The organism is Rahnella laticis (genome assembly GCF_015644585.1).
In the GTDB taxonomy this organism is placed as follows: Bacteria; Pseudomonadota; Gammaproteobacteria; order Enterobacterales; family Enterobacteriaceae; genus Rahnella; species Rahnella laticis.
The window spans coordinates 24,501-45,387 of sequence record NZ_JADOBI010000005.1 but is presented as its reverse complement, the minus strand read 5'-3'; the positions used below and the strand labels follow the sequence as shown (position 1 = coordinate 45,387).

At 52.7% G+C, this 20,887-nt stretch carries 23 protein-coding genes; 14 read left to right on the top strand and 9 right to left on the bottom strand.

Going from position 1 to position 20,887, the window contains the following annotated elements; all coding sequences use genetic code 11:
• Nucleotides 1-96: 96 nt before the first annotated feature.
• Entirely contained in the window at nucleotides 97-456 is a 360-nt protein-coding gene (locus IV433_RS12130) for a bleomycin resistance protein (RefSeq protein ID WP_195814636.1), read from the top strand.
• Between the two features lie 59 nt (nucleotides 457-515).
• Here the strand turns inward: IV433_RS12130 and IV433_RS12125 are convergent, their stop codons facing one another.
• A complete protein-coding gene (locus tag IV433_RS12125; protein WP_195814637.1) occupies nucleotides 516-1,466 on the bottom strand; it encodes a bifunctional helix-turn-helix transcriptional regulator/GNAT family N-acetyltransferase in 951 nt (316 codons plus the stop codon).
• Nucleotides 1,467-1,728: 262 nt separating this feature from the next.
• Between IV433_RS12125 and IV433_RS12120 the strand changes: the two genes are divergently transcribed.
• Nucleotides 1,729-2,613 (top strand): glycosyltransferase family 17 protein, encoded by an 885-nt coding sequence (locus tag IV433_RS12120; RefSeq protein WP_195814638.1) that lies wholly within the window; start codon nucleotides 1,729-1,731, stop codon nucleotides 2,611-2,613.
• Nucleotides 2,614-2,876: 263 nt separating this feature from the next.
• On the opposite strand, the gene IV433_RS12115 is transcribed toward IV433_RS12120, so the two are convergent.
• The gene (locus tag IV433_RS12115) at nucleotides 2,877-4,559 is read right to left on the bottom strand and encodes an aspartate:alanine antiporter (RefSeq protein WP_152326953.1); all 1,683 of its coding nucleotides are present in this window, start codon (nucleotides 4,557-4,559) and stop codon (nucleotides 2,877-2,879) included.
• A 328-nt stretch (nucleotides 4,560-4,887) separates the two neighbouring features.
• Here IV433_RS12115 and ybjM point away from each other — a divergent pair, with 328 nt between their 5' ends.
• Nucleotides 4,888-5,262 (top strand): inner membrane protein YbjM, encoded by a 375-nt coding sequence (gene ybjM / locus IV433_RS12110; RefSeq protein ID WP_195814639.1) that lies wholly within the window; start codon nucleotides 4,888-4,890, stop codon nucleotides 5,260-5,262.
• A 63-nt stretch (nucleotides 5,263-5,325) separates the two neighbouring features.
• On the opposite strand, the gene IV433_RS12105 is transcribed toward ybjM, so the two are convergent.
• The gene (locus IV433_RS12105; RefSeq protein ID WP_013575818.1) at nucleotides 5,326-5,592 is read right to left on the bottom strand and encodes a GrxA family glutaredoxin; all 267 of its coding nucleotides are present in this window, start codon (nucleotides 5,590-5,592) and stop codon (nucleotides 5,326-5,328) included.
• A 286-nt stretch (nucleotides 5,593-5,878) separates the two neighbouring features.
• On the opposite strand from IV433_RS12105, the gene nfsA reads away from it, so the two are divergent.
• The 11 genes from nfsA to IV433_RS12050 all read left to right on the top strand — a co-directional run bounded on the left by nfsA (nucleotide 5,879) and on the right by IV433_RS12050 (nucleotide 16,989).
• A complete protein-coding gene (gene nfsA, locus IV433_RS12100) occupies nucleotides 5,879-6,601 on the top strand; it encodes an oxygen-insensitive NADPH nitroreductase (protein WP_165057895.1) in 723 nt (240 codons plus the stop codon).
• 18 nt (nucleotides 6,602-6,619) lie between these two features.
• Nucleotides 6,620-7,522, top strand: a complete 903-nt coding sequence (rimK, locus tag IV433_RS12095; RefSeq protein ID WP_165057894.1) for a 30S ribosomal protein S6--L-glutamate ligase — start codon at nucleotides 6,620-6,622, stop codon at nucleotides 7,520-7,522.
• Between the two features lie 148 nt (nucleotides 7,523-7,670).
• The gene (locus tag IV433_RS12090; RefSeq protein ID WP_195814640.1) at nucleotides 7,671-8,153 is read left to right on the top strand and encodes a type III secretion system chaperone family protein; all 483 of its coding nucleotides are present in this window, start codon (nucleotides 7,671-7,673) and stop codon (nucleotides 8,151-8,153) included.
• Between the two features lie 424 nt (nucleotides 8,154-8,577).
• Entirely contained in the window at nucleotides 8,578-9,687 is a 1,110-nt protein-coding gene (gene potF / locus IV433_RS12085; RefSeq protein ID WP_195814641.1) for a spermidine/putrescine ABC transporter substrate-binding protein PotF, read from the top strand.
• A 168-nt stretch (nucleotides 9,688-9,855) separates the two neighbouring features.
• The gene (gene potG, locus IV433_RS12080; protein ID WP_195814642.1) at nucleotides 9,856-10,989 is read left to right on the top strand and encodes a putrescine ABC transporter ATP-binding subunit PotG; all 1,134 of its coding nucleotides are present in this window, start codon (nucleotides 9,856-9,858) and stop codon (nucleotides 10,987-10,989) included.
• A gap of 10 nt (nucleotides 10,990-10,999) precedes the next feature.
• Entirely contained in the window at nucleotides 11,000-11,953 is a 954-nt protein-coding gene (gene potH / locus IV433_RS12075; protein WP_195814643.1) for a putrescine ABC transporter permease PotH, read from the top strand.
• Nucleotides 11,950-12,795 carry a putrescine ABC transporter permease PotI gene (gene potI / locus IV433_RS12070; protein ID WP_152326960.1) on the top strand — a complete coding sequence of 282 codons (846 nt, stop codon included), beginning with the start codon at nucleotides 11,950-11,952 and terminating at the stop codon, nucleotides 12,793-12,795. Before potH ends, potI begins: the two co-directional genes overlap by 4 nt.
• Nucleotides 12,796-12,860: 65 nt before the next feature.
• Entirely contained in the window at nucleotides 12,861-13,307 is a 447-nt protein-coding gene (locus tag IV433_RS12065) for a YbjO family protein (protein ID WP_195814644.1), read from the top strand.
• Between the two features lie 86 nt (nucleotides 13,308-13,393).
• Entirely contained in the window at nucleotides 13,394-14,527 is a 1,134-nt protein-coding gene (gene rlmC, locus IV433_RS12060) for a 23S rRNA (uracil(747)-C(5))-methyltransferase RlmC (protein WP_195814645.1), read from the top strand.
• Nucleotides 14,528-14,867: 340 nt separating this feature from the next.
• Complete coding sequence (locus tag IV433_RS12055) at nucleotides 14,868-16,163, top strand: OprD family outer membrane porin (protein ID WP_195814646.1); 1,296 nt, start codon at nucleotides 14,868-14,870, stop codon at nucleotides 16,161-16,163.
• Between the two features lie 25 nt (nucleotides 16,164-16,188).
• Nucleotides 16,189-16,989: a histidine phosphatase family protein gene (locus tag IV433_RS12050; protein ID WP_195814647.1), complete on the top strand. Its 801-nt coding sequence runs from the start codon at nucleotides 16,189-16,191 to the stop codon at nucleotides 16,987-16,989.
• Here IV433_RS12050 and fliR read toward each other — a convergent pair.
• From fliR to fliM, 6 genes are all read right to left on the bottom strand, one after another.
• Nucleotides 16,986-17,771, bottom strand: coding sequence for a flagellar biosynthetic protein FliR (gene fliR / locus IV433_RS12045; RefSeq protein ID WP_195814648.1), 786 nt, complete (start codon nucleotides 17,769-17,771; stop codon nucleotides 16,986-16,988). The two genes, IV433_RS12050 and fliR, sit on opposite strands and share 4 nt — an antisense overlap.
• Before the next feature lie 3 nt (nucleotides 17,772-17,774).
• Nucleotides 17,775-18,044, bottom strand: coding sequence for a flagellar biosynthesis protein FliQ (fliQ, locus tag IV433_RS12040; protein ID WP_104922231.1), 270 nt, complete (start codon nucleotides 18,042-18,044; stop codon nucleotides 17,775-17,777).
• 181 nt (nucleotides 18,045-18,225) lie between these two features.
• Complete coding sequence (gene fliP, locus IV433_RS12035; protein WP_229893381.1) at nucleotides 18,226-18,999, bottom strand: flagellar type III secretion system pore protein FliP; 774 nt, start codon at nucleotides 18,997-18,999, stop codon at nucleotides 18,226-18,228.
• Between the two features lie 23 nt (nucleotides 19,000-19,022).
• Nucleotides 19,023-19,460 (bottom strand): flagellar biosynthetic protein FliO, encoded by a 438-nt coding sequence (gene fliO, locus IV433_RS12030; RefSeq protein ID WP_195814649.1) that lies wholly within the window; start codon nucleotides 19,458-19,460, stop codon nucleotides 19,023-19,025.
• Nucleotides 19,460-19,876 (bottom strand): flagellar motor switch protein FliN, encoded by a 417-nt coding sequence (gene fliN, locus IV433_RS12025; RefSeq protein WP_104922229.1) that lies wholly within the window; start codon nucleotides 19,874-19,876, stop codon nucleotides 19,460-19,462. The genes fliO and fliN overlap by 1 nt, the downstream gene beginning before the upstream one ends.
• A complete protein-coding gene (fliM, locus tag IV433_RS12020) occupies nucleotides 19,869-20,885 on the bottom strand; it encodes a flagellar motor switch protein FliM (RefSeq protein ID WP_152326967.1) in 1,017 nt (338 codons plus the stop codon). The genes fliN and fliM overlap by 8 nt, the downstream gene beginning before the upstream one ends.
• Nucleotides 20,886-20,887 lie beyond the last annotated feature (2 nt).

Genomic DNA, 20,887 nt, shown 5'->3' with positions numbered 1-20,887 from the left:
TTCTCACAAAATCTTATTCCCCGCACTTTCCCCTGTGTTTACGTTCAGGCATGATTCCGGCACGTGAAGTTCGTATCCGACGACTGAGAGCCGCCAATGACTGATCACGCCACACCCAATCTTCCCGCCCGGGATTTCGCAGAGACTCAACGCTTTTACAGCAGCATAGGCTTTACTACCGGCTATATCGACGACAGCTGGCTCATCATGAGCCGTGGCGGTATTACGCTGGAATTCTTCCTGCACGTCGATCTCGACCCGCTCACCAGCTGGTTCAGCTGCTGCCTGCGGGTGGATGATGCCGGTGCCATTTTTGATGAATTTATTGCCGCCGGAGTAGGGCAGGACAGGAAAACGAGACCATGCATCCATCTGCCTGAAATGCAGCCGTGGGGATTAAAAATGGGTGCGCTGATTGATATCGACGGAACGTTGTTGCGGGTGATTGAGAATTAGCGAAACGGGTAACGCCAGTGTCACGCCACCGAAAATCACTGCGGCGGCGTGACACTGCTTCAGCCTGCGATGCGGGTAAACTGCTGTTCCGTAACGCGGCTTCCCCACTGGTCGCCATCCCATTCTTTCGTCAGGGTAAAACCGGACGATTCATACAAACGGCGCGCGGCATCCAGCCCGCTGAAAGTCCAGAGCTGAGTGGCTGAGAATTTTTGCTGATCGCAGAAATTTACCGCTTCACTGAGCAGTTTTCTGCCAATACCGCCTCCCCGGCAGCCATCATCAAGAATAAACCAGCGCAAATGTGCTTCGTTATTGCCTAAATCCTGCCCGTCGATGGCGACAGAACCGACTATTTTTCCGTTCTGAACCGCGAGCCAGATTCGGTTGTTTTCATGACCGAGGCGACCGGTGAATTCCGCTAAACCCGCCGCCACTTTGCTTTCAAAAAAACTGCCAAAGTTGGCATGACGTGAATAGAAACGGGCGTGCATTTCAGAAATCCGCCCGATCATGCCCGGCTGATAACCGGAGCTGATGATCACAGGATTTTGCGGATTAGCCTGTGAACCGTCACGGCATGATTTCAGCGCGAAGGCGTAGGCAGAAATCCCTTCAGCGATGGCTTCCTGTTTTGCAGAATCAAGCCTGACCAGCGCATCTGCGACGCGCATTTTGCCATACGCATTAATCTTTACGACGCTGGCTTTACCCTGTTCGGTAAGCTGAAGGTGCTTCACCCGCGCGTCATCCACAGAAACTACCTCGGTGAGTTCACCGGCCTTGATAAGTTTGCCGAGCATCCGGCTCACGCTCGACTTCTCCAGCCCGAGTTCATTCACTAGCTGCGCCGCCGTCACCGCGCCCAGCCTTTCAGCTTCAAGCAACGTATGCACCGCAGACGCGGAATATTCCGTAGCGGCAAGCGTCGGGTTCATAAACCCCAGTTCACGAACCATCAGCCGTGAAGCGGTACGGATGTTTTCTATAAGAAGTGCGTTATCAGTCATGAGAAAAGGCTTTTGAGATTTGGTTGTGCTATACAACCACTTGGGCGGTGAGGGTGTCAATGGGGGATTTGAAGACTCAGCACATTCGCCAATTTTGGTCTGGTTTCTTCTGAATAATCTTCGGTCTTAAATTTGATTTTTAGTGATCTGCATTTTGAAATTCGATGATTAAAAAAATTTCAATAAAGGGTTTGAAAGGATTTTGATATTATTCTGGTCTAAATATTTCATTTTTTACGATTTTCTGACGGGATGTCGGCTAATGATTTACGACTGCTTTTTGTTCTATGATGAAGATATTCTTCTCGATATACGCCTGAATACGCTTTGCAACCACGTTGACCGGTTCGTTATCGTGGAGTCACGATATACCTTTGCGGGGAAGAAAAGGGAAAACCTCCATTTCGATATCAGTAAGTTCGAAAAGTTTAAAGACAAGATTATCTATATCGTTAACGAGGAAATCCCCCGTGTTCATGCTCATGAATTCAAATCGAACAGCTCTATTGTCAAACCCGGCGAATCAGACCCTTGGGAGAACGAAACCGTTGCCCGTAATGCGATTATGCTTGGTTTGAAGCATGCACAAGACGACGACGTTATTATTGTTTCCGACGTTGATGAAATTATTAAACCTGAATGCATTGCCCAATTCAGTCATGGGCACATTTGCACTGCGGTACATCAGAATTTCTACAATTATAAATTCAACATTCAGGTAATGAATGACGATGGCTCCCCGCGTAAATGTAAACTCCCTAGAATGGTTCAGTTTAGGACGCTCAGGGGATTCTTCAGGAGTCAGCCCGATTTACTGAGGAACGCCAAACGGCGTGGAACACCCATTCGTGATAACTGGCTACGCTGGAACTGGCTCAAGTACAGAACCAAGACACTGGACAACGGAGGATGGCATTTCTCGTGGGTTATGACTGACCAGCGGATTTCTGAAAAGATGTCTACGATTTCACATACTGAGCACAACACTCCAGAATTTAATAATCCTGACCATATCCGCAAATGCGTCGAAAACAATCTGGACTTATGGAACCGGCCAAGAGTCATGCGTGTATTGCCCGTCACAAATGAGAATTTCCCTGCATATTTAGTTGAGATAAAAGAAGAACTCTCGGATTTTATACGTTAGCTCAAGATTAAGTTTGTGTGGCGGTAAGTGCGGCAGGCGATAGAGTGCTGATTTGAAAAGGTGTTCAGCAACCAGAAAAGAAAAAACCCGGCAATCTTGAACCTAAAAAGGCGGGATTGACGGGCTCTCCAAATTTGGGGACTTCAAAGAAAAGCAGTGGCACTAATTAAGACTTCGCTCCACTTTAAAAGTTCGCGCAATGTGGCAAAAATATAAAAAAATTATTGATTTTTTTTTGCCACATTTGTGATCAACAACTTACGTCACGCACCCGGCCAGATGATGACGATCAGCGTCCCCGCGAGTGTCAGTAATACGTTAGCAATGGCGTAGGTTCCTGCATAACCCAGTGCCGGAATGTTGCTGCGGGCGGTGTCGCTGATGATTTCCATCGCCGGTGCACAGGTTCGTGCGCCCATGATGGCGCCAAACAGGAGTGCCCGGTTCATCCGCAGAACGTAGGCGCCGAAGATGAAGCAAATCACCACAGGTACCAGGCTGACAATCAGGCCGGACAGCAACATTTGTCCACCGACGGCGCCAAGCCCGTTGTTGATCCCCGCACCGGCGCTGAGGCCGACGCCTGCCATAAACACCATCAACCCGAACTCTTTGACCATGTTCAGCGCACCCTGAGGAATGTAGCCGAAAGTAGGGTGGTTGGCGCGCAGGAAGCCGAGCATGATACCGGCGAACAGCAGCCCCGCGGCGTTACCAATCCCGAAGCTGAAGCTTTTGAACTGGAAGGTGATAAGACCGATCATCAGTCCGACGATGAAGAAGGCGCAGAAGGCGAGTAAATCGGTGAGCTGGCTGTGAACGGAGATAAAGCCGATGCGCTCTGCCACGCTTTTCACACGACGCGCGTCGCCGCTAACCTGCAACACATCGCCTTTGTTAAGCACAATGCTGTCGTCGATAGGCATTTCAATCTGGCTGCGGATCACACGGTTAAGGAAACAACCCTGATCGGTCAGGTTAAGCTGGCTCAGACGTTTGCCGACGGCGTGATTGTTTTTCACCACCACTTCTTCCGTCACGATACGCATATCAAGCAGGTCACGGTCGAAAACTTCTTTCCCGTTACGGAAACTCGGATCAAGGCGTGAATGTGCGTCCGGATAGCCGACCAGCGAAATTTCATCGCCGACCTGCAACACCGCGTCGCCATCCGGCGTCGCGAGAATTCCATTGCGACGGATACGTTCGATATAACAACCTGTCTGGCGGTAAATGCCCAGTTCACGGAGGTTTTTGCCATCAGCCCAGGCGACCAGTTCCTGCCCGACGCGGTAGGCGCGGATCACCGGAAGATAAACTTTTCGCTTACTGTCTGTGTCCAGACCACGTTCACGGGCGATTTGCTGCGCACTGGTTGGCAGATCCTGATGTTGCAGTTTTGGCAAATAGCGTGCGCCGAAAATCAGGCTGACCAGCCCGATAAGATACGTCAGCGCGTAGCCGAGGCTCAGATTATCCAGCGCGGGGCTGAGCGTATTACTGCCCGCGAGGGTATTGCGCAGCGTGTCTCCTGCACCCACCAGAACCGGCGTGGAGGTCATGGAGCCGGCGAGCATACCGGCGGTGAGACCGATATCCCAGCCGAATGCCTTGCCAAGACCGAGCGCAAGGAGCATCGCGCTGCCGACCATCACCAGCGCCAGCATCAGATAATTTTTGCCATCCCGGAAGAAAATTGAAAAAAAGTTGGGTCCGGCTTCGACGCCCACGCAAAAAATAAACAGCATAAAACCGAGGTTGAGCGCTTCCGTATTAATGCTGAAATGTTGCTGGCCTAAAAGCAGGGAAACCACTAATACGCCAATAGAATTTCCGAGCTGAACGGAGCCCAGGCGAATTTTCCCCAGGCACAAGCCCAGTGCTAAAACCACAAATAATAACAGGATGTAATTCCCGTTTAACAAACTAGCGACGTTTATATTCACAAGGATAACTTATTGTTTACCAACAAATTCTTGATATAGGAGAATGTAAAGGATAAATTCAGATCCAGAAAATTCCTACTTTTTTAAACACCTTTGGTTTCTCAAATCGTGAATTAGAAAAGCAGGTTTCGGGCGTCATTTTAGTCATAGAACGTCTCTTCAGCCAGAGAAAAGCCCGTATAAATCAACTGAACGCTTTTTTTGTGTTTCGCGGGATTGCGGAACGCGTCAGGGAAGTGAGCCGGCAAGGCTCTGTCAGGTAAAAATGAACGCATTGCGTGCAGTGCAGACGGCCTGTGAATCTCGCCAACTTTAAGGAGGAAGTCAGATGGCATTTTGGCGAAAGTTAATAGCCCCGCTATTTTGTTGCATTATATTTGTAGTTACTTTTATTTCGTTAAAAAATAGCTGGATAGTTGTTAGAGATATAACACCTGGTCCGGAATATGGTCTGTTATTATTTTTATTGCCGGGTTTGCTGACCGGGCTGATATATCGCGATTCGCCGATATTTTCATCATTCGTTGGCGCGCTGATTTCTGTGCCGGTTTGTACCGCGCTGCGTATGATGTTTTATCCGCGCGTGCGTCCGCTGGTGCAGGAAGTGGCTTACGCAACCAGCGCAATTTTCTGGTGTGTGCTGGGCGCGATGCTGATTCAGCTGCTCTTTACCGCGTATAAACAGTTCAGACAGCACCGGTAAACATTTTCCGATGCCATAAAAAAAGGCGCTCATTGAGCGCCTTTTTGCTGAGTTCAGAACCACTTAGTTGCTGAACAGAGCCAGATGTTCTTTGGCATAGGCTTCAAAATCAGTGCAGCCGCCAATGTGTTTCTGATCGAGGAAAATCTGTGGAACGGTTTCAACAGGTTTACCCACTGTTTTTTCCAGGTCAGCTTTGGTGATGCCTTCCGCGTGGATATCGATGTAGCGGAAATTGAAATCATCACGTTCTTCAGTCAGTTTTTCAGCCAACTCTTTAGCACGTACACAATAAGGACAGCCAGGACGCCCGAAAATTACTGCAAACATGGAGACTCCTTTGTTAATACCAGCGAGATAAATGAAAAGGGAGTGACTATTCTTGTTATGCACGTCACCTTTTTGATGTCGATACTATGCCTGTTGCAAGCCACAAAAAAAAGCAGGAATTACCTGTCGGTCTGATATCTTCTGCCTATCCAAATGATGAATCAGGGCTTTTTGGGCTCCGCACATTGTTACAGCATTTGATGTCACAAGCCTTGCAAACAGGGCGCACAGCATGAATGATTGCAGCATCTGTTTTCGCTTTTTCATCCGTTCAGGAATTTTTTTAATGACGCCGACTATCGATCTTCTGCGCTCACACCGTTCTATCCGTTCTTTTACCGGCCAGCCGGTATCCGATGAACAGCGTGAGGCGATCATTGCTGCCGCGCAATCTGCCTCGACTTCCAGCTTTTTGCAGTGTTCATCGATTATCCGCGTTACCGATCCGGCGCTGCGCGAAACGTTGGTGCAGTACACCGGCGGGCAGCAATACGTGGCCAGTGCCGCTGAATTTTGGGTCTTTTGTGCCGATTTCAACCGCAACCTGCAGATTAACCCCGAGGCCGAACTGGGGCTGGCGGAGCAATTACTGCTCGGCTGCGTGGATACCGCGCTGATGGCGCAAAACGCCATGACCGCCGCCGAATCACTCGGGTTGGGGGGCGTGTTTATCGGCGGGATCCGTAATCAGGTGGAAGACGTTGTCGCGCTGCTGAAATTACCGAAATTCGTAATGCCGCTGTTCGGTTTTTGTATCGGCACGCCCGCGCAGGATCATCAGGTCAAGCCGCGTATGCCGCAGTCCATGCTGGTTCACGAAAACAGCTATCAGCCGCTGGATAAAGAACTTCTGGCGCAATATGACGAAGAACTCAGCGCGTATTATTTGCAACGCGACAGCAATGCCCGCCGCGATACCTGGAGCGCACTGATTATCCGTACCCTGAAAAAGGAACAGCGTCCGTTTATGCTGGACGCATTACATAAGCAAGGCTGGGCAACACGCTAATCGGCGATGGAGTGTCGGATGAAGATTGCAATTCTTTCCCGTGACGGGTCTTTGTATTCGTGTAAACGGCTGCGTGAAGCCGCAGAGGCCCGGGGGCATGAGATCGACATCATCGATCCGCTCTCCTGCTATATGAACATCAATCCGGCCGCGCCGAGTGTGCATTATCGCGGGCGTCAGCTGGATAAATACCAGGCGGTGATCCCGCGCATTGGCTCAGCCATTACGTTCTACGGCACCGCGGTATTGCGCCAGTTTGAGATGCTCGGGAGTTTTCCTCTCAATGAATCTGTGGCGATTACCCGTGCGCGCGATAAGTTGCGTTCGATGCAGATTCTGGCGCGCGAAGGTATTGATTTGCCGATCACCGGTTTTGCTAATGCGCCGGACGACACCTCAGATCTCATCGCGCTGGTCGGCGGTGCGCCGCTGGTGGTCAAGCTGGTCGAAGGCACGCAGGGCATCGGTGTGGTGCTGGCTGAAACCCGTCAGGCGGCGGAAAGTGTGATTGACGCCTTCCGCGGGCTGAATGCGCACATTCTGGTTCAGGAATATATCCGCGAAGCCGAAGGGCGCGACATCCGCTGTCTGGTGGTGGGTAAACGCGTGGTGGCGGCGATTGAACGTCAGGCCAAACCGGGCGATTTCCGCTCCAATCTTCATCGCGGCGGAACCGCGACCAACGTCAAAATCACGCCGGAAGAGAAAGAAATTGCGGTGAAAGCGGCGCTGACGCTCGGGCTCGACGTTGCCGGTGTTGATATTTTGCGGGCGCACCGTGGGCCGCTGGTGATGGAAGTTAACGCGTCACCGGGGCTGGAAGGCATCGAAACCACAACCGGCCTGGATATTGCGGGCATGATGATTGATTACATCGAACAGCGGGCGAAGCCGGGATTCAGGCTCAAATCCGGCGGCTAAATCTTAATTACCGGCGCTAATGTGCATCAAAAGGCCTTTGGTCGTAGCGCTGACCGGTAATATTCCGTAAGCTATGACCCCCTTCGTAACGCTGCGGGTGTTGCGAAGGCGTGGTTATTCTCGTTGTTTTGAACTTGTGAGGCATTCTATGGATTCGCTCATCGTCCCTGATTTGGCGCTGCTGCGGCGCTGGCTGGATCAGCTGGGCATTTCTTTTTTCGAGTGTGATTCCTGTCAGGCTCTCCATTTGCCGCATATGCAGAATTTTGATGGCATTTTTGATGCCAAACTCGATATCGTGGATAACGTGATTTTGTTCTCCGCGCTGGCCGAAGTGAAACCCACGGCGCTGATCCCGCTGGTCGCTGATTTAAGCTCGATTAACGCCAGCTCGCTGACTATCAAAGCGTTTGTCGATATTCAGGATGACAATTTGCCGAAACTGATTGTTTGTCAGTCGCTGACGATTGCCGTGGGCGTGACCGAAGAGCAATTCGCTTTCTTCCTGCAACAGGCGGAAGAGCAGATGTCGATGATTATTCTTGAAGCCCACGCCAACGATTTACTGTTCCTTGGCGATGAGGAAGAAGGCACGCCGGCCGTTTCCGTGAACCTGCCTTTGTTGCACTAAAGCCCGTTAGTTATTTCTCTCCCTCTGAAGATCCTTTCCTGCGAGCCGTGTTTATTGCGGCTCCGCTGCCTTTATTCGCTTTCGCCATAAGTTATGCTGCGTTTGTGTCGGTGTTGCCAGATATTTCACTTTGTTAAAAGCCAAAATGCCAGACGGTATAGACCAAATCTGCATAAATAATCGATAAACGCCGGTTTTGTCTCAGGAGGCTGGTACACGGGGGTTGCAGGCGCTATGCTTCTGACTCTGCACCACGCGTGATTACGTCGTAAAACCAAACGGTTAATTCGCAGGCAGCGTATGCGTCAGCGTTGAATGCCTATGCAAGTGTGATGGGTGAACGTTGGCATTGTGTGAAAGGTTTTGTATCAGTCTGAGTGATACAAATTCAATTTATATTCCCCTGTCTTGGAGGTAGTAACGGATGTTCACCCTGCGTAAAAAGTGGTTATCGGGTGTTGTCGCCGGTCTGGTTATGGCCGCGTCCGTCACAGCGTCTGCGGAAGAGAAAACGCTGCATATCTATAACTGGTCCGATTATATCGCGCCAAACACCGTGCCTGATTTCCAGAAAGAAACCGGCATCAAAGTGGTTTACGACGTGTTTGACTCCAACGAAGTGCTGGAAGGCAAACTGATGGCAGGGAGCACCGGTTTCGATCTGGTTGTGCCGTCGGCCAGCTTCCTCGAGCGCCAGCTGTCCGCAGGCGTATTCCAGCCGCTGGATAAGAGCAAACTGCCAAACTACAAAAACCTCGATCCTGATTTGCTCAAAATGGTGGCGCAGCATGATCCGGGCAACAAATACGCGATCCCTTATCTGTGGGCGACCACGGGCATCGGCTATAACGTCGATAAAGTGAAAGCCGTGCTGGGTAAAGACGCGCCGGTAGACAGCTGGGATCTGGTGCTCAAACCTGAAAACTTAGAGAAACTGAAAAGCTGCGGCGTTTCATTCCTCGACGCACCGGCTGAAATTTACGCCACCGTGCTGAATTATCTCCATCTCGATGCCAACAGCACCAAAGCGTCGGATTACACCGGTGCCGCGAACGATCTGCTGCTGAAACTGCGTCCGAACATTCGTTATTTTCACTCTTCCCAGTACATCAATGATCTGGCTAATGGCGACATTTGTGTGGCGATTGGCTGGGCGGGCGATGTGATGCAGGCGTCTAACCGCGCGAAAGAAGCGAAAAACGGCGTGAACGTGGCGTACAGCATTCCGAAAGAGGGCGCGCTGGCATTCTTCGACGTCTTCGCGATTCCGGCGGATGCTAAAAACCTCGACGAAGCGTACCAGTTCCTCAACTACCTGATGGAACCGAAAGTGATCGCGCAAATCAGTAACACCGTTTACTACGCGAGCGGCAACAAAGCGGCTACGCCACTGGTGAATGAAGATGTGCGTAACAACCCGGGCATTTATCCACCAGCCGATGTGCAGGCCAAACTCTTCAGCCTGAAAGTTCAGGATCCGAAGATTGACCGCGTAATTACACGCTCGTGGACGAAAGTCAAAACCGGCAAGTAGTACCCGTTTTAGAAAAGGTCAGGAAGACTACAGCGGCTCCGCACAATCACTGCGGGGCCGCTGGCATTTTGTTCCGGGCCGCTTTTGGGCATAGAAATCAGGCACTTTTCCCCCTGACTGTTATGCTTATTTGATACTGCTTCATTTTGATACCGGAGATTCCTCTGAGTGAACGACGCCATTCCACGCCCTCAGCCTAAGTCCCAGAAAGGTTTCACGCCTTTGCTGGAGATCCGCAATTTAACCAAGTCTTTTGACGGCCAGGCCGCCGTGGATGATGTCAGCCTGACCATCTATAAAGGGGAGATTTTCGCACTGCTCGGCGCGTCCGGTTGTGGGAAATCGACTCTGTTGCGTATGCTCGCCGGTTTTGAGCAGCCCACGCAGGGGCAGATTGTGCTCGATGGCGTGGACCTCTCGCAGGTGCCGCCGTATCAGCGTCCGATCAACATGATGTTCCAGTCCTACGCGTTGTTCCCGCACATGACGGTTGAACAAAACATCGCGTTCGGGCTTAAGCAGGACAAATTGCCGTCGGCGGAAATCAAAAGCCGCGTGGCAGAAATGCTGACGCTGGTCCACATGCAGGAATTCGCTAAACGTAAACCGCATCAGCTTTCCGGCGGTCAGCGTCAGCGCGTGGCGTTAGCCCGCAGTCTGGCGAAACGGCCAAAGTTATTGCTGCTCGACGAACCGATGGGCGCGCTGGATAAAAAACTGCGTGACCGTATGCAACTCGAAGTGGTCGATATTCTTGAGCGCGTCGGCGCGACCTGCGTGATGGTGACGCACGATCAGGAAGAAGCCATGACCATGGCAGGGCGTATTGCCATCATGAACCGCGGCAAGTTTGTGCAAATCGGTGAACCGGAAGAAATCTACGAGCACCCGACCAGTCGTTTCAGCGCCGAATTTATCGGTTCGGTGAACGTGTTTGAAGGCGTGCTGAAAGAACGTCTGGATGATGCGTTAGTGCTGACGTCGCCGGGGCTTTTGCATCCGCTGAAAGTGGATCCGGATGTCTCGGTGGTGGACGGCGTACCGGTGTTTGTTGCGCTGCGTCCGGAAAAAATCATGCTCTGCGAAGAGGTGCCGGAAGACGGCTGCAACTTTGCAGTGGGCGAAGTCGTGAACATTGCGTATCTGGGCGACCTGTCGATTTACCACGTCAAACTGCACAGCGGCCAGATGATTACGGCGCAATTGCAAAACGGCCACCGTTTCCGCAAAGGTATGCCGACCTGGGGCGACGAAGTGCGTCTGTGCTGGCAAGCCGACAGCTGCGTCGTGCTGACAGTTTAAGGGGGCGATGATGTCTGTGATTTCTGAAGTGACCGCCGCGAAACCTCCGGGCGGATTCAAAGCCGTGATCGGCCGCCTGCAACAACGTCATGGCCGCAAGCTGGTGATTTTATTGCCGCTGGTGTGGTTCCTGCTGCTCTTTTTACTGCCGTTCCTGATTGTATTTAAAATCAGTTTCGCCGAGATGGCGCGCGCCATTCCGCCGTATACCGATCTGGTCACCTGGTCAGACGGCATGCTCGATATTGCGCTCAATATCGGTAACTACATCGGGCTCACGCAGGATCCGCTTTATATTGATGCCTATCTGCAATCGCTGGAAGTGGCCGCCATTTCCACGATTCTGTGCCTGCTGATCGGTTATCCGCTGGCATGGGCCGTGGCGCATAGCAGCAAATCCATGCGTAACATTTTGCTGTTGCTGGTGATCCTGCCGTCTTGGACGTCATTCCTGATCCGCGTTTACGCCTGGATTGGCATCCTCAAAGACAACGGCGTACTGAACAACGTGCTGCTCTGGCTGCATGTCATCGACCAGCCGCTGGTGATTTTGCACACCAATCTGGCGGTGTATATCGGGATTGTTTACTCGTATCTGCCGTTTATGATCCTGCCGATTTACACCGCGCTGACCCGCATGGATTATTCGCTGGTGGAAGCGGCGTCCGATCTCGGTGCGCGGCCGATGAAAACCTTCTTCAAAGTGATTATGCCGCTGACCAAAGGCGGGATTATCGCCGGTTCCATGCTGGTATTTATTCCGGCGGTCGGCGAATACGTGATCCCTGAACTGCTCGGAGGCCCGGACAGCAACATGATCGGGCGCGTGTTGTGGCAGGAATTCTTCAATAACCGCGACTGGCCGGTGGCCTCTGCGGTGGCGGTGGTCATGCTGTTGCTGCTGATCATGCCGATCCTGTGGTTCCAGAAATACCAAAATAAAGAGCTGGGAGAAAAAGAATGAATCAGTTGCCGGTTGTCCGTTCGCCGTGGCGAATTCTTATTCTCGTGCTCGGCTTTACGTTTTTGTATGCGCCTATGCTGATGCTGGTTATTTATTCGTTTAACAGCTCCAAGCTTGTTACGGTCTGGGCGGGCTGGTCTACCCGCTGGTATACTCAGCTTTTCCACGATTCTGCGATGATTAGCGCGGTGGGAATGAGCCTGACTATTGCTACCGCAGCCGCCACCATGGCAGTGATTGTCGGTACGCTGGCGGCGGTCGTGATGGTGCGATTCCAGCGTTTTCGTGGCTCGACGGGTTTTGCGTTTATGCTGACCGCACCGCTGGTTATGCCCGATGTGATCACCGGTCTGGCGCTGCTGCTGCTGTTTGTGGCGATGGGGCACGCTTTTGGCTGGCCTGCTGAGCGCGGCATGTTCACCATCTGGCTGGCGCATGTGACGTTTTGTAGTGCGTATGTGGCGGTGGTGGTGTCGGCGAGATTGCGCGAACTGGATCGTTCCATCGAAGAAGCCGCAATGGATTTAGGCGCGGCGCCGGTGAAAGTCTTCTTCATCATTACGCTGCCGATGATCCTGCCCGCGCTGATTTCCGGCTGGCTGCTGGCGTTTACGCTGTCGCTCGACGATCTGGTTATCGCCAGTTTTGTCGCCGGGCCGGGCGCAACGACCTTGCCAATGCTGGTCTTCGCCAGTGTGCGTATGGGCGTTAACCCGGAAATCAACGCACTGGCGACGCTCATCTTGCTGGTGGTGGGCATCATCGGCATGATTGCCTGGTGGTTTATGTCCAGAGCTGAGAAACAGCGGATCAAGGATATCCAGCGCGCGCAGCGTAGCTAAATATAAGATAATTTTCAGGGCGGATTTTTCCGCCCTGAACGTAAATGGAGAGCCCAAACGGATTTATGAAACTGGCATTTATCCCTGTACCCGTCATGATTGCAGCCTCGGCGATTGTTGCCACGCGCTGCCTTGAGTTTATTTTGCTGTTTGACGCCATGGGTTTTTCAGGGCTGATGAGCTTTATCGAGGTCAGCGCAGAGTCGTGGCTGAACTGTTTTATTCTGCTGGCGAGTTTGCTGATTGTGCTGATTGAATGCCGTGCGGCGTACGCGATGATGCGTGCGCGGATCTGGGGGCGTCGGGCGTTTATTGGCTGCCAGATAATTGTCGTCGGTTACATGCTGCTGGCGTCTTTCGAATGGTTCGGGCCGCGCATTTTTCGCTTTGATGTCGAAACACAGGGCGAGTTTCTCACCGCGCTGCTGGTGCAAAAAATCCCCGATATTGTGGTTCTGCTCCTGCTTTTCGTGCCAGCCAGCAGCCGTCGCTACTTTGCGAAACGTAAATAGCACCTGCCGCAGGTGAGCCTTTCAGGCCGCGTGGTGATACACTGCGCGCCAGATTTTTCCCCGTATTTGATGACCGGAATTCTTTCATGCACTGCGCACTTTATACCGCCGGAACCTGCCGCTCATGTCAGTGGCTCGACACGCCTTACTCGCAACAGTTAGCCGACAAACAGCGGGATTTACACTCTCTGCTGGAAGGTTTGCCGGTGGGAGAATGGCGCGAACCGGTGACCGGGCCGGAAAGTGCGTTTCGCAATAAAGCGAAGATGGTGGTCAGCGGCAGCGTGGAGCGCCCGTTGCTCGGCATGTTGCACCGCGACGGCACGCCGGTAGATTTATGCGAATGTCCGCTGTATCCCGCCAGTTTCCCAGCTGTATTTTCAGTGCTCAAAACCTTTATCGCCCGCGCTGGCCTGACGCCGTACAATGTGGCGCGCAAACGTGGCGAACTGAAATTCCTGCTGCTGACCGAAAGCCAGAAAGACGGCGGCATGATGCTGCGTTTTGTTCTGCGTTCTGAAGCCAAACTTCCCCAGCTGCGCGCCGCGCTGCCGTGGCTGCAACAGCAGTTGCCACAGCTGACCGTGATTTCGGCCAATATCCAGCCGGTGCACATGGCGATCCTCGAAGGCGATATCGAAATCCCGCTGACGGACGTGCAACGTCTCGAAGAAGAATTTAACCATGTGCCGTTGTTTATCCGTCCGCAGAGCTTCTTCCAGACCAATCCGCAGGTGGCTGAACGGCTTTACGCCACCGCGCGTAACTGGGTACATGAGCGAGGCAATATTGCCAGCATGTGGGATCTGTTCTGTGGTGTCGGCGGTTTTGGCCTGCATTGCGCCACGCCGGACATGAAACTGACCGGCATTGAAATCAGCGCGGAAGCCATCGCCTGTGCGAAGGAATCAGCCAGCCGTCTGGGGCTGAAAAACGTCGAATTCCAGGCGCTGGATTCCACCGGTTTTGCGACCGGAAAAGGCGACGTTCCGGATCTGGTTCTGGTGAATCCGCCGCGCCGCGGCATCGGCAAAACGCTGTGTGATTACCTGAGCCAGATGGCGCCGGACACTATTTTGTATTCCAGCTGTAATGCGCAGACGATGGCAAAGGATCTGGCTTTGTTGCCGGGCTACGCAATTGCGCGCGTCCAGCTTTTCGACATGTTCCCGCATACCGCGCATTACGAAGTGATGGCGCTGCTGACAAGGGAAATATAAGCGTATTAATGAGCTGATGTTATTACGTTTCCGTATTATCGATTTCTCCTAATAGAAACGGTAAAGAGATCAGCTATTAATTTTCCCGCCGGTTAAGAAAAAACGGTTATTGCGCGGAATAAATTTGATTCGCTTCACAAAAATTTATTTTAATCCTCAAATTCATTCTGTCGCACTGTTTTTTATTTCCAAACCGGTTATGTTTATTCCCGGATTGTTACTGCATAGGCAGGCAAAACCTGAACTGAAATTTCCCGTTCCCCGGGAGATATCGGCTCAGGTTTTTTTTTGCCCTTTATAAATGCACCTTAAAACATTTTTTCTTGATGGATAATAGGCTATGGAAAAGCACGCTCTGGCACTGATAACCGGTATTCTTTGTTCACCCTCGCTGGCCTTTGCCGGTATAGATGACCTCGCGGAAACCGGTTTTATAAAAAACAGTTCCCTCGATTTAGGAACGCACAATATATGGAAATATCTTGATGAAGGTGAAACGGATAAACGCAATGTTCACTCCGCATGGGGTCAGGGGCTGGCACTGGATTATAAGTCAGGCTATTTAGCCGACGCTGTTGGCGTCGACGCTTCTTATTATGGCGTGATTAAACTGGCGGCTGCCGATAATTTTGCGTCAAGAGGGATTTTGTATGATGACGATGGTCATGCAAAAGGCTTTAATAAAATGGGGCAGTTTTTCGGTAAAGCGAAATTCTCGCAGTCAGGCGTCGAAGGCAACCTGTATGGCGGATGGAAACTCATCAAACTGGGTGTGCTGACCACCTCAATGCGCGCCGCGCCCAACACGTACAACGGCTGGAGCGGCGACCTGACTTATGACGCCTACCGCCTGCGGCTGGCGTATCTGACCAAATCGCTGAACCGTGATTCGCCGGATAAAGTGAATTTTATGACCAGCGACGGCCATGCGATTGACTCGATTTACACCGGCGACATTCAGTTAAAAACCGACAACCTGACGGCGCTTTATTTCTACGGTGAGAGTGAAGACTATTTGCGCAGAAACGGGCTGGAGCTGAATCTGAAACAAAACAAATCGTTGTCCTATGGCGTGCAGATTTATATGACGCAGGCGCTGGATAAATGGGACGGCATGGCGAATAACAAAAAGGACTTCGATCATCGCGCCAATCATTATGCCGCGGACATGACGTGGAAATATAACGGCTGGACAACCAAAGGCGGGCTGGCTTATACCGACGCGAATAAAGAGGGCGGGATCGGCATGTATCCCCGACATATGAGTAAAAACTCGCGCGGTACGTTTAATTCGATGACCACGGCCGGGCTCGATTATATGCGCGACGAGGAAAAAGTATTGTCGCTGGATGTTGGTTATCACATTACACCGGAATTAGTCCTGGGCATCAATACACATTACGGCTTCTTTGATTTCCAGGGGCAGCCGGTGAAAGAGGGGGAATTAAACATCTACACGCTGTGGAAACCGGCGTCGAAAAAACTCAAGGATTTATCTGTTTTCGCCATGATTGGCCCCGGCAGAACCTATGAACATAAAGGGACTTCACCGATTGTCGATCATCACGGAAATATCAAAAGTTCCGACAGTTTTGCGGCGGAGTTTCGTCTGGATTACAAATTCAACATATTTTAATCAGCACGCTTAAAAGGACATTACGATGAAAAATACGCTCTGGAAAACACTGATCTCATTTTTAGTCTTCGGGTTTATCAATGTGCAGGCCGCGCCAATTCCTGCGTCTTCGGCGCAGGTAACGCCGGAGAAAGACGTCGTCACGTTTTACGTCACGCGTCACGGCAAAACCTTATTTAACACGGCGCACCGCGCGCAGGGCTGGTCCGATACGCCGCTCACGGCCGCCGGTGTTTCCGTGGCAGAAGATCTCGGGCGTGGTCTGAAAGGCATTCCGTTTACCGCCGCCTGGTCCAGTGACTCCGGTCGCGCACGCCAGACGGCAAAAATCGCGCTGACCTTCGCCGGGCAGACGTTACCGGTGACGGAAGATGAGCGTCTGCGCGAAACGTTTTTCGGCCCTTATGAAGGCGAGCTTGACGCTGTGATGTGGGCACCCGTGGCGAAGAAACTCGGCTTTGCAGACCTCAGCGCTGTAACGCAGGCGCTGTCAAAAGGGCAGATTACCCTCGAAACCATGATGAATACGCTGGCCGCCGTTGACCCTACGCACACCACCGAAAACGCCACGCAGGTAAAAACCCGTATGCAGGCCGCGCTGCAAGATATCGCGCAGAAAACCCTTGCCGAAGGCGGCGGTAACGTCCTCATTGTGTCGCACGGCATGGCCATTATGGCGATGCTGGAAGGCATGACGCCCGAAGAAAACCTGCGCGCGCCTTTGCAAAACGCCAGCGTCACGGTGATTACGTACAAAGACGGCAATTTCACCGTCGGTAAAGTCGGTGATATGCAGTTTGTGGAGAAAGGGAAACTACAAAACTAATCCGCTGCAAACTGATTCATGATCAGCACAAGCTTATCCAGGATTTCACTGAAGAGATGCTCGCTGAAAGGGGCGAGCATCGGCATCATCAGGCCGATGGCCAGAATGCCGATACTGAGGGTTAACGGGAAGCCGATAACAAATACGGAAAGCTGCGGCGTGACGCGGTTTAACAGGCCGAGTGCCATGTTGAGCGTGAGTAGCAGCGTCACAATCGGTAATGCCAGCATCAGGCCACCACTGAAGATAATGCTGCCCGCTTTCGCCACGGCCATAAATCCTTCGGCGTTGACCGGATTCGGGCTGATGGGAAGCGTGTGGAAACTGTCGGCGAGCAGGGAAATCAGCCACAGATGGGCGTTAAAACTCAGAAAAAGCAGGACGGCCAGCAGGTTCAGAAATTGCGCCAGAAGCGGGGTGTTCAGGCGGTTGCTGGGGTCGTAAAACGTTGCAAAAGAAATCCCCATTTGCAGCCCCATGATTTCACCGGCCATGCGGATGGCGGCAAATGCCAGCTGCATCGTGATGCCCAGCGCGGTGCCGATCATGATTTGCTGCATCGCCAGCCACAGCGCAGGCGTGGAAAATATCGGGGTATCGACAGGCGGCAGCGAAGGCGCAATCAGAAAGGTGATCATCATGCCCAGACCGAGTTTGACGCGGTTCGGGACGGATTTCTCGCTGGTAATCGGCGCGGTGCTGATCAGGGCCAGGATCCTCAGCAGCGGCCAAAAATATAGGCTGAGCCATCCGGCCAGAAGCGTACTGTCGAAGGAAACCATGGGTTAACCGATGATGTAAGGCAAGTTGGAAAACAGCGTACGCATGTAATCGAGCAGCAGATTCAGCATCCACGGACCGGCGATTACGATGGTCGCGACCACGGCCAGAATTTTAGGAATGAAGGACAACGTTTGTTCGTTGATCTGCGTCGCCGCCTGCAACAGGCTGACGATAAGCCCGGTGACCAGCGCCGCGAGCAGCAGCGGTGCGGCAACGGCCAAAGCCACTTTCATCGCTTCATTACCTAATGCCATTACCGATTCAGGAGTCATTGCACAGTTCTCATAAAAGAAGACGGTTTAGCTCCCTCCCCTGCGAAGGGGAGGGTTGGGGTGGGGTATTAATGGTATCTCAGGCGTTGCCTGCTAAACCCCCTCCCGGCCTCCCCCTTCGCAGGGGGAGGAGCAATACGCCCATCAGGTCAGGCGTTTTAATTAACCCTGGAAACTCTGTTTAACTGTAAAAACTCTGTGCCAGTGAACCGAGCAGCAGTTGCCAGCCGTCGACGAGCACAAACAGCATCAGCTTGAAGGGGAGTGAGATGGTGGCCGGTGGCACCATCATCATCCCCAGCGCCATCAGCACGCTGGCGACGACCAGGTCGATAATCATGAACGGAATGAACACGGTGAAGCCAATCTGGAATGCCGTTTTCAGTTCGCTGGTGACATAAGCGGGCAGCAGAATACGCATTGGTACCGCTTCGGGGCCCGCCAGCGGTGGGATGTTTGCCAGACGGGCATACAGCGCGAGGTCGCTTTCACGGGTCTGGCGCAGCATGAACTGGCGCAGCGGCTGAGCGCCTTTGTCCATCGCATCCTGCATGGTGATTTTGTTTTCGGTAAAAGGCTGATAGGCGTCTGTGTAGATTTTGTCGAAGACCGGCGCCATCACGAAAAAGGTCAGGAACAGCCCGAGCCCCAGCAGAACCTGGTTTGGCGGCGCGGACGGCGTACCCAGCGCATTTCGCAGCAGACCGAGTACGATAATAATGCGGGTGAAACTTGTACACATCAGCAACATGGCGGGCAGCAGCGTCAGCGTGGTGATGAACACCAGCGTCTGAATGGGCAGCGACCAGTTCTGGGCACCATTGGACATCTGCTGGCTGATAATACCGGGCAACTGTGCGAACGCGGCCGGGCTGATGAACAGCAGCAGCGGCAGGCACAGGCGGGTGAACAGGCGAACAGGGCGCTGACGGGCAGCGGTAAAGGCGGATTTCATCAATTTGTTCACGGCGGACTGGGTCATGCCTGCTTTCCCGGACGTTTCAACATTTTCTGCATCAGCTGACGGAAATCCGCAGGCTGACTGTCTGTAGTGCCTGAATCCGGCGTTTGTACTTCCGGTGGCGCGCTCAGTGTGTGCAGCGGAGTGATGTTTTGCGCGGTCACGCCCAGCACCAGCCAGGTATTATCCACTTCCACGATCACCACTTTTTCGCTGCGACCTACCTGAACACTGGCCGTCACTTTCAGCAGTTTGTTATTTTTGGACTGCGGCGCGAAGCCGGTGCGTTTGGCCACCCAGCCGATACACAGGATCAGCAGCAGAATGCCGCCGAGCACCGTACTGACCTGTGTCAGCACAGAACTGGCGGGCAATGCCTGAGCTGAAGTCTGCGTCGTGGCATGAGTCTGAGCACCCTGCACGTACGGAGAATCCGTGGCCGCAGTCTGGCTCATCAGCGGCTCAACCGGCGCATACGCTCGGAAGGCGTGATGATGTCGGTGATACGCACGCCATATTTGTCGGCGACAACCACGACTTCACCCTGAGCAATCAGATAACCGTTGATGAGAATATCCAGCGGTTCACCGGCCAGGCCGTCGAGTGCGACAACAGAACCCTGCGACAGACGCAGCAGTTCTTTGATGGTCATTTTGGTACGGCCTAATTCCACGGTCAGTTTCACCGGAATATCGAGGATCATGTCGATATCCTGCAAACTGCCCGCTCCGTCCTGGGCACCCAGCGCGGCGAAAACACCCTCGGTTGACGCTTTGGCGCTGCCCGCAGATTGTTGTTCGTTAAACGCATCAGCCCATAAATCGTCAACGTTATCCGATCCGGCGTCAGACGGTTTATTGGTGTCACTCATGGGGCTGTTCCTCATCTAGAGAATTTAAAATTGGGTTGATCAAATGTTCAACGCGCAGGGCGTATTGTTCGTTTATGGTGCCGTACTGGCTGGTCAGCACCGGAACGCCGTCGACGTGTGCAATCAGACGATCCGGTTTTTCAATCGGCAGAACATCACCCGGTTGAAGTTTCAGGATCTGAGACAGGCGCAGCGGGATTTCAACGAAATTCGCCACCAGCTCCAGTTCAGATTGCTGAACCTGATGCACCAGGTTTTCACGCCACTGACTTTCTTCATGACGGGAGTTTTCGACCGGCGGATTGGTCAGCAACTCGCGTAACGGTTCAATCATGCTGAACGGAATACAGATGTTGAAATCACCGCTCAGTGCACCGATTTCCACGTGGAACGGCGTGGTGACCACGATATCGTTCGGGGAAGAGGTGATGTTGGTGAACTTGATCTGCAATTCAGCACGGACATATTCCACGCTCAGCTTGTAAACGCCGCTCCACGCATCTTCGTAGGCGTCGAGCGCCAGCGTCAGCATGCGTTTGATAACGCGCTGTTCGGTATGGGTAAATTCGCGGCCTTCCACTTTTGTCGGGAAACGGCCATCACCGCCAAACAGGTTATCCACCGCGATGAAGACCAGGCTTGGCGCGAACACAAACAGCGCTGTGCCGCGTAAGGGCTTCAGGTGGATCAGGTTCAGGTTGGTCGGCACCGGCAGGTTGCGGGCAAAGTCATGGTAAGGCTGGATTTTGATCGGCCCGACCGTGATATCCGGGCTGCGACGCAACAGGTTGAACAGCCCCATACGGAAGTGACGGGCAAAACGCTCGTTAATGATTTCCAGCGCCTGCAACCGCTCACGCACAACGCGACGTTGCGTCGTGGGGTCAAAAGGTTTTACACCGTCGTCCGACGCTTTGGCTTGTGCCGCGCTTGCCGACTCGGCTGCGCTGTCACTGTCGCCATTAAGCAGTGCGTCGATCTCGGCCTGTGAAAGAATGCTGTCGCCCATAA

Coding starts and splice junctions, on each gene's coding strand:
- IV433_RS12130 (WP_195814636.1), top strand. CDS start 97: ATGACTGATCACGCCACACCCAATCTTCCCGCCCGGGATTTCGCAGAG.
- IV433_RS12125 (WP_195814637.1), bottom strand. CDS start 1,466: ATGACTGATAACGCACTTCTTATAGAAAACATCCGTACCGCTTCACGG.
- IV433_RS12120 (WP_195814638.1), top strand. CDS start 1,729: ATGATTTACGACTGCTTTTTGTTCTATGATGAAGATATTCTTCTCGAT.
- ybjM (WP_195814639.1), top strand. CDS start 4,888: ATGGCATTTTGGCGAAAGTTAATAGCCCCGCTATTTTGTTGCATTATA.
- IV433_RS12105 (WP_013575818.1), bottom strand. CDS start 5,592: ATGTTTGCAGTAATTTTCGGGCGTCCTGGCTGTCCTTATTGTGTACGT.
- nfsA (WP_165057895.1), top strand. CDS start 5,879: ATGACGCCGACTATCGATCTTCTGCGCTCACACCGTTCTATCCGTTCT.
- rimK (WP_165057894.1), top strand. CDS start 6,620: ATGAAGATTGCAATTCTTTCCCGTGACGGGTCTTTGTATTCGTGTAAA.
- IV433_RS12090 (WP_195814640.1), top strand. CDS start 7,671: ATGGATTCGCTCATCGTCCCTGATTTGGCGCTGCTGCGGCGCTGGCTG.
- potF (WP_195814641.1), top strand. CDS start 8,578: ATGTTCACCCTGCGTAAAAAGTGGTTATCGGGTGTTGTCGCCGGTCTG.
- potH (WP_195814643.1), top strand. CDS start 11,000: ATGTCTGTGATTTCTGAAGTGACCGCCGCGAAACCTCCGGGCGGATTC.
- potI (WP_152326960.1), top strand. CDS start 11,950: ATGAATCAGTTGCCGGTTGTCCGTTCGCCGTGGCGAATTCTTATTCTC.
- IV433_RS12065 (WP_195814644.1), top strand. CDS start 12,861: ATGAAACTGGCATTTATCCCTGTACCCGTCATGATTGCAGCCTCGGCG.
- rlmC (WP_195814645.1), top strand. CDS start 13,394: ATGCACTGCGCACTTTATACCGCCGGAACCTGCCGCTCATGTCAGTGG.
- IV433_RS12055 (WP_195814646.1), top strand. CDS start 14,868: ATGGAAAAGCACGCTCTGGCACTGATAACCGGTATTCTTTGTTCACCC.
- IV433_RS12050 (WP_195814647.1), top strand. CDS start 16,189: ATGAAAAATACGCTCTGGAAAACACTGATCTCATTTTTAGTCTTCGGG.
- fliR (WP_195814648.1), bottom strand. CDS start 17,771: ATGGTTTCCTTCGACAGTACGCTTCTGGCCGGATGGCTCAGCCTATAT.
- fliQ (WP_104922231.1), bottom strand. CDS start 18,044: ATGACTCCTGAATCGGTAATGGCATTAGGTAATGAAGCGATGAAAGTG.
- fliP (WP_229893381.1), bottom strand. CDS start 18,999: ATGAAATCCGCCTTTACCGCTGCCCGTCAGCGCCCTGTTCGCCTGTTC.
- fliO (WP_195814649.1), bottom strand. CDS start 19,460: ATGAGCCAGACTGCGGCCACGGATTCTCCGTACGTGCAGGGTGCTCAG.
- fliN (WP_104922229.1), bottom strand. CDS start 19,876: ATGAGTGACACCAATAAACCGTCTGACGCCGGATCGGATAACGTTGAC.
- fliM (WP_152326967.1), bottom strand. CDS start 20,885: ATGGGCGACAGCATTCTTTCACAGGCCGAGATCGACGCACTGCTTAAT.